Here is a 13,797-nt window from a genome sequence, read left to right as displayed (position 1 = left end):
CATGTGAATAAATTCTGTTCAAACAGACCCGTAAAACTTGAACTAAGATAATTTTTTCATAAAATGATTTTCACTCTTATTTTACCAACAATAAATTAAAGTCTTTATGTTAAAAACCTTAAGTAAACTTATCTCATCTTCGATTTCTATGGCTTTTTTAGTCGTTTTGGGTTGGTCAGTAGCTTACGGCTATGGCTGGGGACAATCTTATTTTTATGGCTTCCCATGGTGGTATGTAGATGTGGGCACCGGTAATGTAGCACGTAGTTTCGGTTATGTAATTTGGGTAAGTATTATCCTCTTGGCAACTTATTTGGTTGGCTTGTTTGGGTTAAAAAAAGCCAGACCATTCATGACCGATTACTGCATGAATCTGTTGCGGACTTATATTCTGTGTAATGTCTTCTTTATTCCGGTTATTCTTGGTTACATCCTGACAGTTGGAAAAGTTAATTATCTTTTCGCAATCTTCTATATTGGCATTACTTTTATCTTTACTCTTTTGTTTAAAAATTATATTCACAAGCACATCGGTACGATTTCTATCAACACGACTCTCGCGTTTTTATATAAAAATAAAATTTATGTGATGTTGGCTACCTATTGTTATTTTGTAATATGTGCGTTTATCGTCGGATATTCCCGCCCACATTTCAAAACAGTATTTGACTCATTAGAAATTGAAGGCAAAGCCTATTACGTATTAGCAAAATACAGTGACACTTTTATCTTAGCGAAAAGTACTCGTGCTACTAATGACAGTTTTTATCTTTATAAAATGAATATTAATTTTTTATGTCGTGTCAGAGTGGTTAATACACATAATGCTTTAATACAACCTGACTAAAATAGTAGCTTGTGCATTTTAGCCATTTCTCATATTCTACGTATTCCCAGATAGAGAAAATCCCCGTTCAAGCGGGGATTTTCTCGATAGGGAACGAAAGCAATAAAAACGCAGAAAATATTCACCGCACTTTTTATGCTATGCCCAAGGTCAGCCTATGGATTAATAAACTTCTCACCTAATTCAATATCTGCACGCAATGTCGGTAACATGGTTTCTAAAGCCTGTTGTTCCAAGGCGCTGAGTTTACCGATTGGTAGAATTTCTTCCACACCTTCCTTGCCGAAGCGAACCGGTTGTGCGAAGAAGCAGGCGTATTTGCCGTCGCCTTCCACATAGCTGCATTCTACGACGGTTTCACCTTGTAAACCGCGGACTACAGCATTAGCAAAACGGGCTGCCGCCTGCGCCATGGATAAGGTTGCGGAACCGCCGCCGGCTTTCGCGTTTACTACTTCGGTGCCGGCATTTTGAATGCGTTTGGTTAACGGTTCAATTTCGTCCTCTTTCCATTCAACGTATTGCACTTGAGATAATAACGGAAGAATAGTCACACCGGAGTGTCCGCCGATGACAGGCACGGTGGTGCGATAAGCATTTAAGCCTTTTAATTCGGAAACGAAAGTTTCGGAACGAAGCACATCCAAGGTGGTCACGCCGAATAATTTACGCTTGTCATAAACACCGGCTTTTTTCAACACTTCCGCCGCGATAGCAACTGTGGTATTGACCGGGTTGGTGATGATACCGATACAGGCTTTCGGACAAGTTATTGCCACTTTTTCGATTAAATTACGCACGATACCTGCATTAATGTTGAATAAATCGGAGCGATCCATACCCGGTTTACGCGCCACACCGGCAGAAATTAACACCACATCCGCGCCTTTAAGCGCAGGTGTCGGATCTTCACCGCCAAAGCCTTCAATTTTCACCGCCGTAGGAATGTGGCTCACATCCACCGCAACACCCGGAGTAACCGGCGCAATATCATAAAGTGACAATTCGGAACCTGCCGGCAGTTGTAACTTCAGTAATAATGCCAATGCTTGACCGATACCGCCTGCGGCACCTAAAACAGCAACTTTCATTTCATTCTCCTCATGTAGTAAAAAATAGGTGGTTAAAAAATCTGAAAAAATTGTACGCTGATCAATTTTTAAATTCAAACAGGCAGGTGCAAATGTGCGATCTAACTCAAATTTTTTATTTTCTATTGAACATAAAAATCACAAAAAACATAATTTTTTATGACCGCACTTTTCCGTTTTAATTAAATATTTATTTGCTAAAGTCACTGCTTTTATGCAAAATTCAGCCACTTATGTTCCACAAGAGACAAACCTATGTTGAATAAAAATCCGGACAATCTGGTCAAAGCATTTAAAACTTTATTACGCGAAGAAAAATACGGTTCACAAACGGAAATTGCCGCCGAGCTTCAAAAACTTGGTTTTCGTAGCGTAAACCAATCGAAAGTATCCCGTATGCTCAGCAAATTCGGCGCCGTGCGCACCCGTAACACGCGTATGGAAATGGTGTATTGCCTACCGAGCGAACTCAGCGTGCCGAATACTCAAACGTCATTAAGAGATTTAGTGCTGGACATTGACCATAACGGCATATTAATCGTCATTCGAACTTCCCCCGGTGCGGCACAGCTGATCGCCCGCCTGCTTGATTCAATCAGTAAAGTGGAAGGCATTTTAGGCAATATTGCGGGCGACGATACGATTTTTGTCACACCAACCAAAAACACCGACATCAATAACTTAATGTTACGCATTCAGGATTTATTCGAAAACGCCTTTTAATTCATCAACCACGGAGGAAGCGCATGAAAATTCTTATGACAGGTGGCACCGGTTTTATCGGAAGTGCACTAATTCCTTCGTTACTGGCACAACATCATCAAATCACCGCCTTGGCACGCCACCCCGCCAAGGCGCAAAAACAACTTCCCAAAAATATTGAATTGATTAATACATTGGATTATTTTCAGCATTTCAATCAATTTGACGCCATTATTAATTTGGCGGGCGAGCCGATTTTTGCCCGCCGTTGGACGGAAATCCAAAAAGTGCGGTTGGAATCCAGCCGCGTTTCTTTAACGGAAAAACTGGCGCAACTCATTAACCGCAGCGATGATCCGCCGCAATGTTTTATTTCCGGTTCGGCGACGGGGTATTACGGCGATTGCGGCGAACAGATCATTGACGAACATAGCCCACCCGTAGGCAACTTCGCCGCCCGTTTGTGTCGGCGTTGGGAAGCGGCAGCGCTGAAAGCCAATACACGGGTTTGTTTGGTGCGCACGGGCATTGTGCTCGGCACACAAGGTGGCGCGCTGGCGCAAATGCTGCCGTTATATCGTTGCGGATTGGGTGTAAAATTAAGCACAGGCAAGCAATATTGGGGCTGGATCTCGCTGGCGGACATGGTGCGTGGGATTTTATTTTTACTGGAAAATCCCGATTGTCGCGGCGCCTTTAATTTTGTTGCACCGCACTCCGTACGTAATGCCGAATTTAATGCCCTATTAGGCAAAACCCTGCGCCGACCGCACTTTGCAACAGTGCCGGCATTTATCCTGAAACTCATGCTCGGCGAACGCGCCGGTTTGTTGCTGGACAGCCAAAATCTCGTGCCGCAACATTTGTTGGCACAAGGCTTTCAATTTGAGTATCCGGATCTCGGCGAATTTCTTGCGCAAGAAATCCCATAATTTATTCCTTCCTGCCCAAAGGCTTTCGGCGTGTAAAATTCACCAAAATTTTTGACCGCACTTTTCTAAAACACGCTTTTCAGTGTATAAAAAAGTGCGATCGTTTTTGCTAGAATTTATCCCAATTTTTTATTGTTCTTAAGCCCGTAAATAGCGATAATACACCGCTTACACGAACGAATAGAACTCTATGACACATTATATTTTACTGATCATCGGCACGGCATTAATTAATAACTTCGTGCTGGTGAAATTCCTTGGGCTTTGCCCTTTTATGGGCGTTTCAAAAAAAATCGAGACCGCCATCGGCATGGGCTTGGCAACAACCTTCGTGCTGACGGTGGCGGCGTTGTGTTCTTATTTGATCGATAATTATATTCTCGCGCCTTTAAACGCCACGTTCTTACGTACCCTAGTGTTTATTTTAGTGATCGCCGTGGTGGTGCAATTTACCGAAATGGTCATCAATAAAACCAGCCCGACTCTATATCGTTTATTGGGCATTTTCCTGCCGCTGATTACCACCAACTGTGCGGTGCTTGGCGTGGCGTTATTGAACGTCAATCTTGCTCATAATTTAACGGAATCCGTGGCTTATGGCTTCGGCGCATCCGCTGGTTTCGCTTTGGTTTTAGTCTTATTCGCCGCCTTGCGTGAACGTCTGGTTGCCGCCGATGTGCCCATGCCGTTTCGTGGCGCGTCCATCGCCCTGATTACGGCAGGCTTAATGTCGCTTGCCTTTATGGGCTTCACCGGATTAGTGAAACTATAATGACTACCTTCCACTACGTACTCATTGCCATAGCTGTGTTGGCGCTGATTTTTGGCGCCATTTTGGGCTTTGCGTCGGTTAAACTGAAGGTGGAAGCCGATCCCATCGTGGAAAAAATTGATGCTATTTTGCCGCAGAGCCAATGCGGGCAATGCGGTTATCCCGGTTGTAAACCTTACGCAGAAGCCATTGCTAACGGTGATGTGATTACCAAATGTATTCCGGGTGGCCGCCCGACAGTGATTAAAATTGCCGAGTTGCTGGGGGTTGATGCGCCGGAAACGGATTTAGCAGAAGATCCCGAACCGAAAGTGGCATTTATTGATGAAAATATGTGTATCGGCTGCACCAAATGTATCCAAGCCTGCCCGGTGGATGCCATTATCGGCACCAACAAATCCATGCATACCATTATTCCCGATTTGTGTACAGGCTGCGAACTTTGCGTTGCTCCCTGCCCGACTAGTTGTATTTCGATGATTAAAGTGGAAAAAAATATTGATAGCTGGGATTGGAAATTCGATCCTAATTTAGTCATTCCGATTATTGACACCACATCGGCCGAAAAGAAAATCATTGTGGGGAAATAAATGGCTGATGTATTAACCCGTTTCAACAGTGGCAAGCTTTGGGAATTCGATGGCGGCATTCATCCGCCCGACATGAAATCCCAATCCAACCGCGCGCCTATTCGTACCTTGCCGTTGCCCGATAATTTCTACGTTCCTCTGAAACAACACGCCGGCACAGCGGGCAATTTATTGGTAAAATGCGGCGATCATGTTTTGAAAGGTCAACCGCTCACCCAGGGGGACGGTTTGCGTTCGCTGCCGGTTCATGCGCCTACTTCAGGCACGGTCATTGATGTGATGCCTTATGTCACCGCCCATCCTTCCGGTCTACCGGAAACCTGTGTGCATATTAAAGCGGATGGATTAGATCAATGGCGCGAGCAAACCCCGTTGGAGGATTTCCTTAGCCAAACGCCGGAACAGTTAATCGAAAAAATTTATCAGGCGGGCATTGCCGGTCTGGGTGGCGCGGTATTCCCGACCGCGGCAAAAATTCATTCCGCCGAGAAACAGGTGAAATTACTGATTATTAACGGCGCGGAATGTGAACCTTACATTACCTGCGACGATCGCTTAATGCGTGATTATGCTGATGAAATTATCGAAGGCGTGCGTATTTTGCGCTACATTTTACGCCCTGAGAAAGTGGTGATCGCCGTTGAAGATAATAAACCAAAAGCGGTGAAATCCTTGGAACGCGCCTTACACGGCGCCAACGATATTGAAATCCGAGTGATTCCGACCAAATACCCTTCCGGCGCGGCAAAACAGTTAATTCAAGTGCTGACCGGCATGGAGGTACCTAGCGGTCAACGCTCCTCCGGTATCGGCGTGCTGATGCAAAACATCGGCACCGCTTTTGCTATTAAACGCGCAGTGATGGATGATGAACCGCTGATTGAGCGCGTCGTCACCCTCACCGGTGATAAAATCGCCGATAAAGGCAACTATTGGGCGCGTTTTGGAACGCCGATTTATCACTTGTTGCGCGAAACGGGCTATCAATACGACGATCGTTTCCCGGTCTTCATGGGCGGTCCGATGATGGGCTTTATTCTGCCCGATTTAAATGCGCCGATGACCAAAGTGACCAACTGCCTGTTGGCGCCGGATCATTTTGAATACGCCCCGTCGGAAGAAGAAAAAAATTGTATTCGCTGTTCTGCCTGTTCCGATGCCTGCCCGGTGAAACTCATGCCGCAGCAATTGTATTGGTTTGCACGCAGCGAAGATCACGAAAAATCGGAAGAATATTCCCTCAAAGATTGTATTGAATGCGGCGTGTGCGCTTATGTTTGCCCAAGTCACATTCCGTTAATTCAATATTTCCGCCGGGAAAAAGCTAAAATCTGGGAAATCAAACACAAAGCCAAATTGGCGGAAGAAGCTAAAATACGTTTTGAACAACGCCAAGCCCGTTTGGAACGGGAAGAACAGGAACGCAAAGATCGCTCACAACGTGCTGCAGCCGCCCGTCGTGAAGAATTGGCGCAACAAAAAGGCGTGGATCCGGTGGCTGCCGCCTTAGCGCGCTTAAAAGCGAAAAAAGCCGAAACGACGGAAGCTACGCAGGCAGAACAGAAAACCATTGTTGACGAAAAAGGTCATATCCTGCCTGACAACAGCGACATCATGGCACAACGCAAAGCCCGTCGTTTAGCCCGTCAGGCGGAAGCGGCACACTCGCCGTCGCAGAAAACAGAAAAAACGCTAGAAAAAACGCTAGAAAAAACGCTAGAAAAAACGCTAGAAAAAACCACCGCACTTGAGGATAAAAAATCTACCGTTGCCGCCGCCATTGCCCGTGCGAAAGCCAAGAAAGCGGCGCAGCAAACGGAAGCCGTCGAAGCAAACGAACCTGAAACGGCAAAAAGTGCGGTTAATATTTCCGGTGAAAATGGCGCGGAAACCGATCCGCGTAAAGCCGCTGTTGCTGCCGCCATTGCCCGTGCGAAAGCGAAGAAAGTTGCGCAGCAAACGGAAAACGCAGAATCAAGCGAACCCGAAACGGCAAAAAGTGCGGTTAATATTTCCGATGAAAATGGCGCAGAGAACGATCCGCGCAAAGCCGCTGTTGCCGCCGCTATTGCCCGTGCGAAAGCGAAGAAAGCCCAACGTGAAAACACGCAACAAGATTAAGGAACGATAAATGTTTAAGATGATAAGTTCACCCCATACCCATTCCGGCAAGCTCACGGCGCGCGTGATGTTTTGGGTGATTTTTGCCATGATTCCGGCAATCGTTTTGCAAGTTCATTATTTCGGCTTTGGTGTGTTGATTCAATCGGCGTTGGCAATTATGTTTGCATTATTGCTGGAATTGGCGGTAACGCGGTTACGCAAAAAAAGGATGTTAAGTTACATTTCCGATTTTAGCGTGATTTTGACCGCACTTATTCTCGCCGTTGCCATCCCACCTTACGCACCTTACTGGGTTATTCTGATTGGTACGTTTTGTGCAGTGATTCTCGGCAAGCACGTTTATGGCGGCTTGGGGCAAAATCCGTTTAATCCTGCCATGGTGGGTTATGTGGTGCTGCTCGTGTCGTTCCCGTTACAAATGACTACTTGGATGCCACCTATCGCATTATTGGCGGAACCGCCGACCTTTCATGATGCGGCATTGTTGATTTTTTCAGGGCTGACCTCCGACGGTTTTAGTCTGCACCAATTAACGGCATCCATTGACGGCATTACACAGGCAACTCCGCTCGACAGCGCACGAACTTTCTATTCAGCCCTTTGTTCCGATTGCAGCGCCGATGTGGCATTTTACGATTTGGTGAAATTACCAATTTTTACGCAAAATGGCTGGGACCTTGCGCAAGGGTGGTGGCAAATTAACGTGGCGTTTCTTATCGGTGGTGTATTCTTAATTCTAAAAAAAATCATTCACTGGCAAATCCCTACAGCCATGTTAGGCAGTTTTGCGTTGTTAGATTTACTGACCGAATTATTCGGCAACGGCGCGCAATTAAGCTTACCGGCGCAGTTAATGAGCGGCGCCATGATGTTCGGCGCATTCTTTATCGCCACCGATCCGGTCACAGCTTCCATCACGCCGCGCGGCAAATTGGTGTTCGGTGCGTTGGTAGGAAGCTTGTTGTATTTAATCCGTTTTTATGGCAACTATCCTGACGGTGTCGCCTTCGCGATTTTACTCAGCAACATTTGCGTGCCGTTAATTGATCACTATACCCGCCCGCGGGTTGCCGGTCATCGGAGGTAAGAGAGTATGCAAACCATTAAAGTCACTTCTAAATCCGCTATATTGTTGGCGTTTGTTGCGTTTTGCTGCACAATAATTTCCGGTGGCATTTACTTTTTAACCAAAGATAAAATCAAGCAGGCAATACAGGCACAGCAACAGGAACTGTTACTACAAGTGATCCCGCAGGATTACTTCAATAATGATCTGACGCAGGCTTGTTATGCACCGCAAGCGGGGACATTACAAGTCGTGGAGATAAGCAAAATATGCACGGCAAAGAAAGACGGCGTGACTACTGCCTATGCCTTTGAAAGCACGGCGCATGATGGCTATTCCGGCGATATTCATATTTTGGTGGGCATGAAACCTGATGGCGAAGTGCTTGGCGTGCGCATTACGGAACACCACGAAACCCCGGGATTAGGCGATAAAATTGAAACCCGCATTTCCAACTGGGTTTTAAGTTTTGATCATCAGGTTATCAGCAACGAAAATGCCGCAGAATGGGCGGTGAAAAAAGACGGCGGTAAATTCGATCAATTCGCCGGTGCCACCATCACGCCCCGCGCTGTGGTTAACCAAGTGAAACGGGCGGCATTGGCTATGCTGGATAATCTGCCGAAAGAGAGAGAAAGTGATGGATAAATTAGACGAAACACAAGAACTGCAACAAACCGAAGCCAAAAGTGCGGTTGACAAAAAACAACATTTTTTGAACGTTGGTTCTGCCAACGGCCCCGAAGGGGTGAATAAGCGAACAAGTGAGCTTATGAATAATATTTCAAATGAAAAAAGCATTTGGAAAACGATTTTCATTCAGGGCATCTGGACCAACAACTCCACCGTGGTGCAACTGCTTGGGTTGTGTCCGCTGCTGGCGGTGTCCAACTCCGTGACCAACGCCCTCGGGCTGGGTTTAGCCACCATGCTTGTGCTGACGTGTACGAACACGGTAGTTTCTCTTTTCCGTAAGCACATCCCCAATGAAATCCGCATTCCGATTTATGTGATGATCATCGCAACCACGGTAACCGCTGTGCAATTATTGATGAATGCCTATACCTACGCGCTTTATCAATCTCTCGGGATTTTTATTCCGCTCATCGTCACCAACTGTATTGTGATCGGTCGCGCCGAAGCCTTTGCTTCCAAGAACAGCATTTCCCATTCCGCCTTTGACGGTTTTTCCATGGGATTAGGGATGTTATTCAGTTTAGTAGCGCTCGGCGGCATCCGCGAAATCATCGGCAACGGTACTTTATTTGACGGCATCGAAAATTTGCTGGGCGATTGGGCTAAATTCATGCGGATTGAATTTTTCCACAATGACAGTAATCTGTTACTTGCGATTTTGCCTCCCGGCGCATTTATTGGTTTAGCTTTGTTGTTAGCCTTAAAAAATGTAATAGATACAAAAAAGTAGTTTAAAAGAAATAATGCTCAGATAATTTATCCTCATATAATTTGTCTGAGCGACTTTGAATTCTTAGGAAAATTCTAACCAAGCTCAGATAAGCAAATTAGCTTGGTGTGTATTTTTTGCACAAGCAAAAAAGTAAAAGGAAGTTTATGAATAAAGAAAAAAGAATTGAAATCCTAAAACGCCTACGCGCTGCTAATCCGCACCCAACGACGGAACTGAATTTCAGTTCCCCTTTTGAATTGTTAATTGCGGTGATTCTATCGGCACAAGCCACCGACAAAGGCGTGAACAAGGCGACGGACCAACTGTTTCCCGTCGCCAATACCCCACAAACGATTTTGGCGTTAGGTGTGGATGGTTTGAAGGAGTACATTAAAACCATCGGTTTGTTTAACAGCAAAGCGGAAAATATCATCAAAACCTGCCGTGATTTAATTGAAAAACACAACGGCGACGTGCCGGAAGATCGCGCCGCCTTAGAAGCCCTTGCCGGTGTCGGCAGAAAAACCGCTAATGTGGTGCTAAACACCGCCTTCGGACATCCCACTATCGCTGTGGACACCCACATTTTCCGCGTGTGTAATCGTACCGGCTTTGCACCCGGCAAAGATGTGGTGAAAGTGGAAGAAAAATTGATTAAAGTGGTGCCCGCCGAATTTAAAGTGGATGTGCACCATTGGCTGATTCTGCACGGGCGTTATACCTGCGTGGCGCGCAAACCCCGTTGCGGGGCGTGCATTATTGAAGATTTATGTGAATATAAAGATAAAACGGAATATTAAAATTTAAGAGATACAGGAAAACTTATGACAACAACGAAACCGGAACGACAAACCTGGTCCAGTCGCTTAACTTATGTGCTTACTGTCGCCGGTGCAACCGTAGGCTTTGGTGCAACATGGCGCTTTCCTTATTTGGTAGGCGAACACGGCGGCGGTGCCTATGTGTTGTTATTCTGTTTAGCCATGATTTTAATCGGGATCCCGATGATCTTAGTGGAAAACGTCATCGGTCGCCGTTTGCGGGTGAACTCTATTGATGCCTTCGGCGACAAAATTCTCGATAAAGGCATTTCCAAATATTGGAAAATCATCGGTTATATGGGCTTGCTCGGCGCCTTCGGTATCATGGCGTATTACATGGTGCTTGGCGGCTGGGTAATCACCTACATCATCAACTTAATCACCGGCACGCTGGATATTTCCACTACTATCACAAAAGAAGTCGCCCAAGATTTCTACGAAGTACACATCAGCAACAGTCCCTTAGAAATCATTATTTACACCGCACTTTTTGCGTTAGTGAATTACATCATTTTGGCAAAAGGCATTATCGGCGGCATTGAACGCGCTGTGAGGTACCTTATGCCGTTGCTCTTTATTTTCTTAATCGGCATGGTGATTCGCAATATCACTTTACCGGGCGCCATGGAAGGGATCACCTTTTACCTAAAACCCGATTTCTCCAAAATCACAGCCGAATTATTTATTTTCGTATTAGGACAGGTTTTCTTCGCGTTAAGTCTTGGTTTTGGTGTATTAATCACCCTTTCCAGTTACCTAAATAAAGAAGAAAATCTTATTCAAACCGCCGTCATCACCGGTTTCACCAACACCATTATTGCAGTGCTGGCGGGATTCATGATTTTCCCTTCGCTATTCACCTTCGGCATTGAACCGAACGCCGGACCAACCTTGGTATTCCAAAGCCTACCGATTGTGTTCTCCCATTTATGGGCGGGTAAATTCTTCGCCATTGTTTTCTTCAGTTTACTGTTGATCGCCGCGCTGACTACTTCCATCACCATTTACGAGGTCATCATCACCGCTTTACAGGAAAAACTCAGAATGCGTCGAAGCAAAGCCATTATTTTGACCCTCGGCGGGATTTTCTTATTAGGCAACGTGCCGGCGATTCTCGGCGATAATGTATGGAAAAACGTCACTTTCTTCGGCAAAAGTATTTTTGATGCCTTTGATTTCGTCAGCGGCAACATTCTGTTTATGCTCACCGCACTGGGTTGCGCTATTTTTGTCGGTTTCGTATTAAAAGAGGAAGCGAAAAAAGAACTCTCCCCGGCCCTGAATTCCACCTTTATCAAGGTTTGGTTTAATTATGTGAAATTTGTCGTTCCGTTTATTATTTTGGTGATTTTTATCAGTAACCTGATTTAACCAAAAAATGCGCTGTATCTTAAAAGTAGGACATCTACAACCCATGATTGTTGGTTGTAGATGTGGCTGACTTTCGGCTGAGTCTCGTTAATGCCGAAAAATATACCGGTCCAATTAAACAAAACGGATTTATCGGTTATTCATACTGATCTAGTCTGCCTTCATGGGTTTACCTGTTGGCGTGAGATGATAGTTCACAATGACAGTTTGCCTTATGCTATACAGAGCATGAACTAATACAGAAATTGAATGCGGTAATAGAGCGTTTTTTCAGCATGTTAACATCAGATGTTTTATTCCCGACAATTTAAAGGTATTGATGAATCAGAATAGGCAATACATGAATATTTTCGTTATTAGGGAGATAAAGTGCGGTTATTTTTTTCGGCAAATTTTAACCCTGCTGTTTTTTTAATAAAGAACAAAGAAACAGGAATGTAGAGCAGATAACCACGGAAGGACCGGCGGCGGTGTCGTAGTATGCGGATAAGGTCAAACCGAGGGAGACAGCGATCATACTGATGAAGACGGCGATAATGGCCATAGTTTCCGGCGTGCGGGCGAAGCGTCGGGCGGTGGCGGCAGGAATAATCAGTAGTGAAGTGATGATCAATGCACCGACGAATTTCATGCTTAAGGCGATGGTTAAAGCGGTTAAGATCATCAGAATAAAACGCATTTTTTTCACGTTAATGCCTTCCACTTGCGCCAGTTCCGGGCTGATGGTCGCGGAAATTAACGGCTTCCAGAAATAGCATAGTGCCGCTAACACAATAATTGCGCCAATGCCGATATACCATAAATCCTGATAGTTAATTGCCAGTAAATCGCCGAACAAATAAGACATTAAATCCACCCGCACATTTTTCAGCAAGCCGACCGTAACCACGCCGATGGAAAGGCAACTGTGGGCGATAATGCCGAGCAGGGTATCGATGGAAAACTGAGTGTTATTTTCCAGCCATACCAGCGCGATGGAAAGCAACAAGGTGAGTGCTAAAATAGCAATGTAAGGATTGATTTGCAGAAAAATTCCTAATGCTACACCGAGGAGTGCCGAGTGAGAAAGGGTGTCGCCGAAATACGCCATTTTGCGCCACACGACAAAAGCCCCTAATGGTGCGGTAATCAGTGAAAGAATGATGCCTGTCAGCCAGGCGGGAAAGAGAATATCAAACATAATGTCAGTCGTTATTGAGATTGTTTTGGTTCCACACGGTGAATGTTACCGTGCATATCGTGCCGGTGATTGTGATGGTGTGTATAAACAGCAATATTTTTGGAAAATTGATCTCCGAAAAAGTGAATAAAGGTCGGATCGTTGGAGACGGTTTCCGGCGTGCCGGCGCAGCAAATATGCTGATTAATGCACAACACTTCGTTGGTGTCTGCCATTACAATATGTAAATCATGCGACACCATGAGAATCGCGCAATTCAGGTTTTCGCGGGTTTGGTGAATGAGCTGATACAGCTCAGCCTGTCCGGCGATGTCCACACCCTGAGTGGGCTCATCTAATACCAATAAACTTGGTTTATTTAAAATAGCACGTGCTAACAATACGCGCTGCATTTCGCCGCCGGACAGCTTTTGCATACTGTTATGGATGAGGTGGCTAATAGATAGTAGTGCCATTGCTTGCCGGATATCCTGTGGGCGGATGCCTTTTTTCAGGGATAAAAATTTCTCCACGGTGATCGGCAGATTGGGATCCAGATAGATTTTTTGCGGCACATAACCAATACGAATATTTTTATTGTAAATCACGTTGCCGGAAGTAGGCTGTTGCAGTTTTAGCAGCACTTTCAATAAGGTGGATTTGCCGCCACCGTTTGGCCCGACAATAGTGATGATCGAATTGGGGTAAACAGTCAGGTTAATGTTTTGCAAAGCGGCTTGTTGTCCGAATTTCACATTGATGTTTTTTAACTCGACTAAAGGCAGTCTGATTGCACTAATTTGCATTTTTAGGTTCTTTTGAAGAAAAATTGCGCTAAAAATAACTTATTTTTTATCATTTAACAAGTTACCAGCCGATTTATGTGTATAATTACGCTGTTTATTTGGCATTTA

The 13,797-nt window shown here is 45.2% G+C and carries 14 protein-coding genes; 11 read left to right on the top strand and 3 right to left on the bottom strand.

The window, feature by feature from the left end; genetic code table 11:
* Nucleotides 1–106: 106 nt before the first annotated feature.
* Complete coding sequence (locus A3CS_RS0105720) at nucleotides 107–847, top strand: hypothetical protein (RefSeq protein WP_005538250.1); 741 nt, start codon at nucleotides 107–109, stop codon at nucleotides 845–847.
* A gap of 155 nt (nucleotides 848–1,002) precedes the next feature.
* Here the strand turns inward: A3CS_RS0105720 and mdh are convergent, their stop codons facing one another.
* Nucleotides 1,003–1,938, bottom strand: a complete 936-nt coding sequence (gene mdh / locus A3CS_RS0105715) for a malate dehydrogenase (RefSeq protein WP_019518320.1) — start codon at nucleotides 1,936–1,938, stop codon at nucleotides 1,003–1,005.
* Nucleotides 1,939–2,193: 255 nt separating this feature from the next.
* Between mdh and argR the strand changes: the two genes are divergently transcribed.
* The 10 genes from argR to A3CS_RS0105665 all read left to right on the top strand — a co-directional run bounded on the left by argR (nucleotide 2,194) and on the right by A3CS_RS0105665 (nucleotide 11,724).
* A complete protein-coding gene (argR, locus tag A3CS_RS0105710) occupies nucleotides 2,194–2,661 on the top strand; it encodes a transcriptional regulator ArgR (protein ID WP_005545859.1) in 468 nt (155 codons plus the stop codon).
* 23 nt (nucleotides 2,662–2,684) lie between these two features.
* Complete coding sequence (locus A3CS_RS0105705; RefSeq protein ID WP_019518319.1) at nucleotides 2,685–3,572, top strand: TIGR01777 family oxidoreductase; 888 nt, start codon at nucleotides 2,685–2,687, stop codon at nucleotides 3,570–3,572.
* Between the two features lie 190 nt (nucleotides 3,573–3,762).
* Nucleotides 3,763–4,344 (top strand): electron transport complex subunit RsxA, encoded by a 582-nt coding sequence (rsxA, locus tag A3CS_RS0105700; RefSeq protein ID WP_005538237.1) that lies wholly within the window; start codon nucleotides 3,763–3,765, stop codon nucleotides 4,342–4,344.
* Nucleotides 4,344–4,934 (top strand): electron transport complex subunit RsxB, encoded by a 591-nt coding sequence (gene rsxB, locus A3CS_RS0105695; protein ID WP_005585539.1) that lies wholly within the window; start codon nucleotides 4,344–4,346, stop codon nucleotides 4,932–4,934. Before rsxA ends, rsxB begins: the two co-directional genes overlap by 1 nt.
* Entirely contained in the window at nucleotides 4,935–7,055 is a 2,121-nt protein-coding gene (rsxC, locus tag A3CS_RS0105690) for an electron transport complex subunit RsxC (protein ID WP_019518318.1), read from the top strand.
* Nucleotides 7,056–7,065: 10 nt separating this feature from the next.
* Nucleotides 7,066–8,145, top strand: a complete 1,080-nt coding sequence (gene rsxD / locus A3CS_RS0105685) for an electron transport complex subunit RsxD (protein ID WP_005545871.1) — start codon at nucleotides 7,066–7,068, stop codon at nucleotides 8,143–8,145.
* Nucleotides 8,146–8,151: 6 nt separating this feature from the next.
* Complete coding sequence (gene rsxG / locus A3CS_RS0105680) at nucleotides 8,152–8,772, top strand: electron transport complex subunit RsxG (protein ID WP_005544008.1); 621 nt, start codon at nucleotides 8,152–8,154, stop codon at nucleotides 8,770–8,772.
* A complete protein-coding gene (locus A3CS_RS0105675) occupies nucleotides 8,765–9,550 on the top strand; it encodes an electron transport complex subunit E (protein WP_005544007.1) in 786 nt (261 codons plus the stop codon). Before rsxG ends, A3CS_RS0105675 begins: the two co-directional genes overlap by 8 nt.
* Before the next feature lie 146 nt (nucleotides 9,551–9,696).
* Nucleotides 9,697–10,332 carry an endonuclease III gene (gene nth, locus A3CS_RS0105670; protein ID WP_019518317.1) on the top strand — a complete coding sequence of 212 codons (636 nt, stop codon included), beginning with the start codon at nucleotides 9,697–9,699 and terminating at the stop codon, nucleotides 10,330–10,332.
* Between the two features lie 24 nt (nucleotides 10,333–10,356).
* Nucleotides 10,357–11,724 (top strand): sodium-dependent transporter, encoded by a 1,368-nt coding sequence (locus A3CS_RS0105665; protein WP_005545874.1) that lies wholly within the window; start codon nucleotides 10,357–10,359, stop codon nucleotides 11,722–11,724.
* A gap of 394 nt (nucleotides 11,725–12,118) precedes the next feature.
* On the opposite strand, the gene znuB is transcribed toward A3CS_RS0105665, so the two are convergent.
* Nucleotides 12,119–12,904, bottom strand: a complete 786-nt coding sequence (gene znuB, locus A3CS_RS0105660; RefSeq protein ID WP_005545876.1) for a zinc ABC transporter permease subunit ZnuB — start codon at nucleotides 12,902–12,904, stop codon at nucleotides 12,119–12,121.
* An 11-nt stretch (nucleotides 12,905–12,915) separates the two neighbouring features.
* Nucleotides 12,916–13,689: a zinc ABC transporter ATP-binding protein ZnuC gene (gene znuC, locus A3CS_RS0105655; RefSeq protein ID WP_005545878.1), complete on the bottom strand. Its 774-nt coding sequence runs from the start codon at nucleotides 13,687–13,689 to the stop codon at nucleotides 12,916–12,918.
* Nucleotides 13,690–13,797 lie beyond the last annotated feature (108 nt).

The organism is Aggregatibacter actinomycetemcomitans DSM 8324, assembly GCF_000372365.1.
Taxonomy (GTDB): domain Bacteria; phylum Pseudomonadota; class Gammaproteobacteria; order Enterobacterales; family Pasteurellaceae; genus Aggregatibacter; species Aggregatibacter actinomycetemcomitans.
The sequence above is the reverse complement of the archived record's forward strand: the minus strand, read 5'-3'. Positions and strand labels throughout refer to the sequence as shown.

What these genes read in the sequence shown, in the direction of transcription:
- A3CS_RS0105720 (WP_005538250.1), top strand. Translation starts at nt 107, where the DNA reads ATGTTAAAAACCTTAAGTAAACTTATCTCATCTTCGATTTCTATGGCT.
- mdh (WP_019518320.1), bottom strand. Translation starts at nt 1,938, where the DNA reads ATGAAAGTTGCTGTTTTAGGTGCCGCAGGCGGTATCGGTCAAGCATTG.
- argR (WP_005545859.1), top strand. Translation starts at nt 2,194, where the DNA reads ATGTTGAATAAAAATCCGGACAATCTGGTCAAAGCATTTAAAACTTTA.
- A3CS_RS0105705 (WP_019518319.1), top strand. Translation starts at nt 2,685, where the DNA reads ATGAAAATTCTTATGACAGGTGGCACCGGTTTTATCGGAAGTGCACTA.
- rsxA (WP_005538237.1), top strand. Translation starts at nt 3,763, where the DNA reads ATGACACATTATATTTTACTGATCATCGGCACGGCATTAATTAATAAC.
- rsxB (WP_005585539.1), top strand. Translation starts at nt 4,344, where the DNA reads ATGACTACCTTCCACTACGTACTCATTGCCATAGCTGTGTTGGCGCTG.
- rsxC (WP_019518318.1), top strand. Translation starts at nt 4,935, where the DNA reads ATGGCTGATGTATTAACCCGTTTCAACAGTGGCAAGCTTTGGGAATTC.
- rsxD (WP_005545871.1), top strand. Translation starts at nt 7,066, where the DNA reads ATGTTTAAGATGATAAGTTCACCCCATACCCATTCCGGCAAGCTCACG.
- rsxG (WP_005544008.1), top strand. Translation starts at nt 8,152, where the DNA reads ATGCAAACCATTAAAGTCACTTCTAAATCCGCTATATTGTTGGCGTTT.
- A3CS_RS0105675 (WP_005544007.1), top strand. Translation starts at nt 8,765, where the DNA reads ATGGATAAATTAGACGAAACACAAGAACTGCAACAAACCGAAGCCAAA.
- nth (WP_019518317.1), top strand. Translation starts at nt 9,697, where the DNA reads ATGAATAAAGAAAAAAGAATTGAAATCCTAAAACGCCTACGCGCTGCT.
- A3CS_RS0105665 (WP_005545874.1), top strand. Translation starts at nt 10,357, where the DNA reads ATGACAACAACGAAACCGGAACGACAAACCTGGTCCAGTCGCTTAACT.
- znuB (WP_005545876.1), bottom strand. Translation starts at nt 12,904, where the DNA reads ATGTTTGATATTCTCTTTCCCGCCTGGCTGACAGGCATCATTCTTTCA.
- znuC (WP_005545878.1), bottom strand. Translation starts at nt 13,689, where the DNA reads ATGCAAATTAGTGCAATCAGACTGCCTTTAGTCGAGTTAAAAAACATC.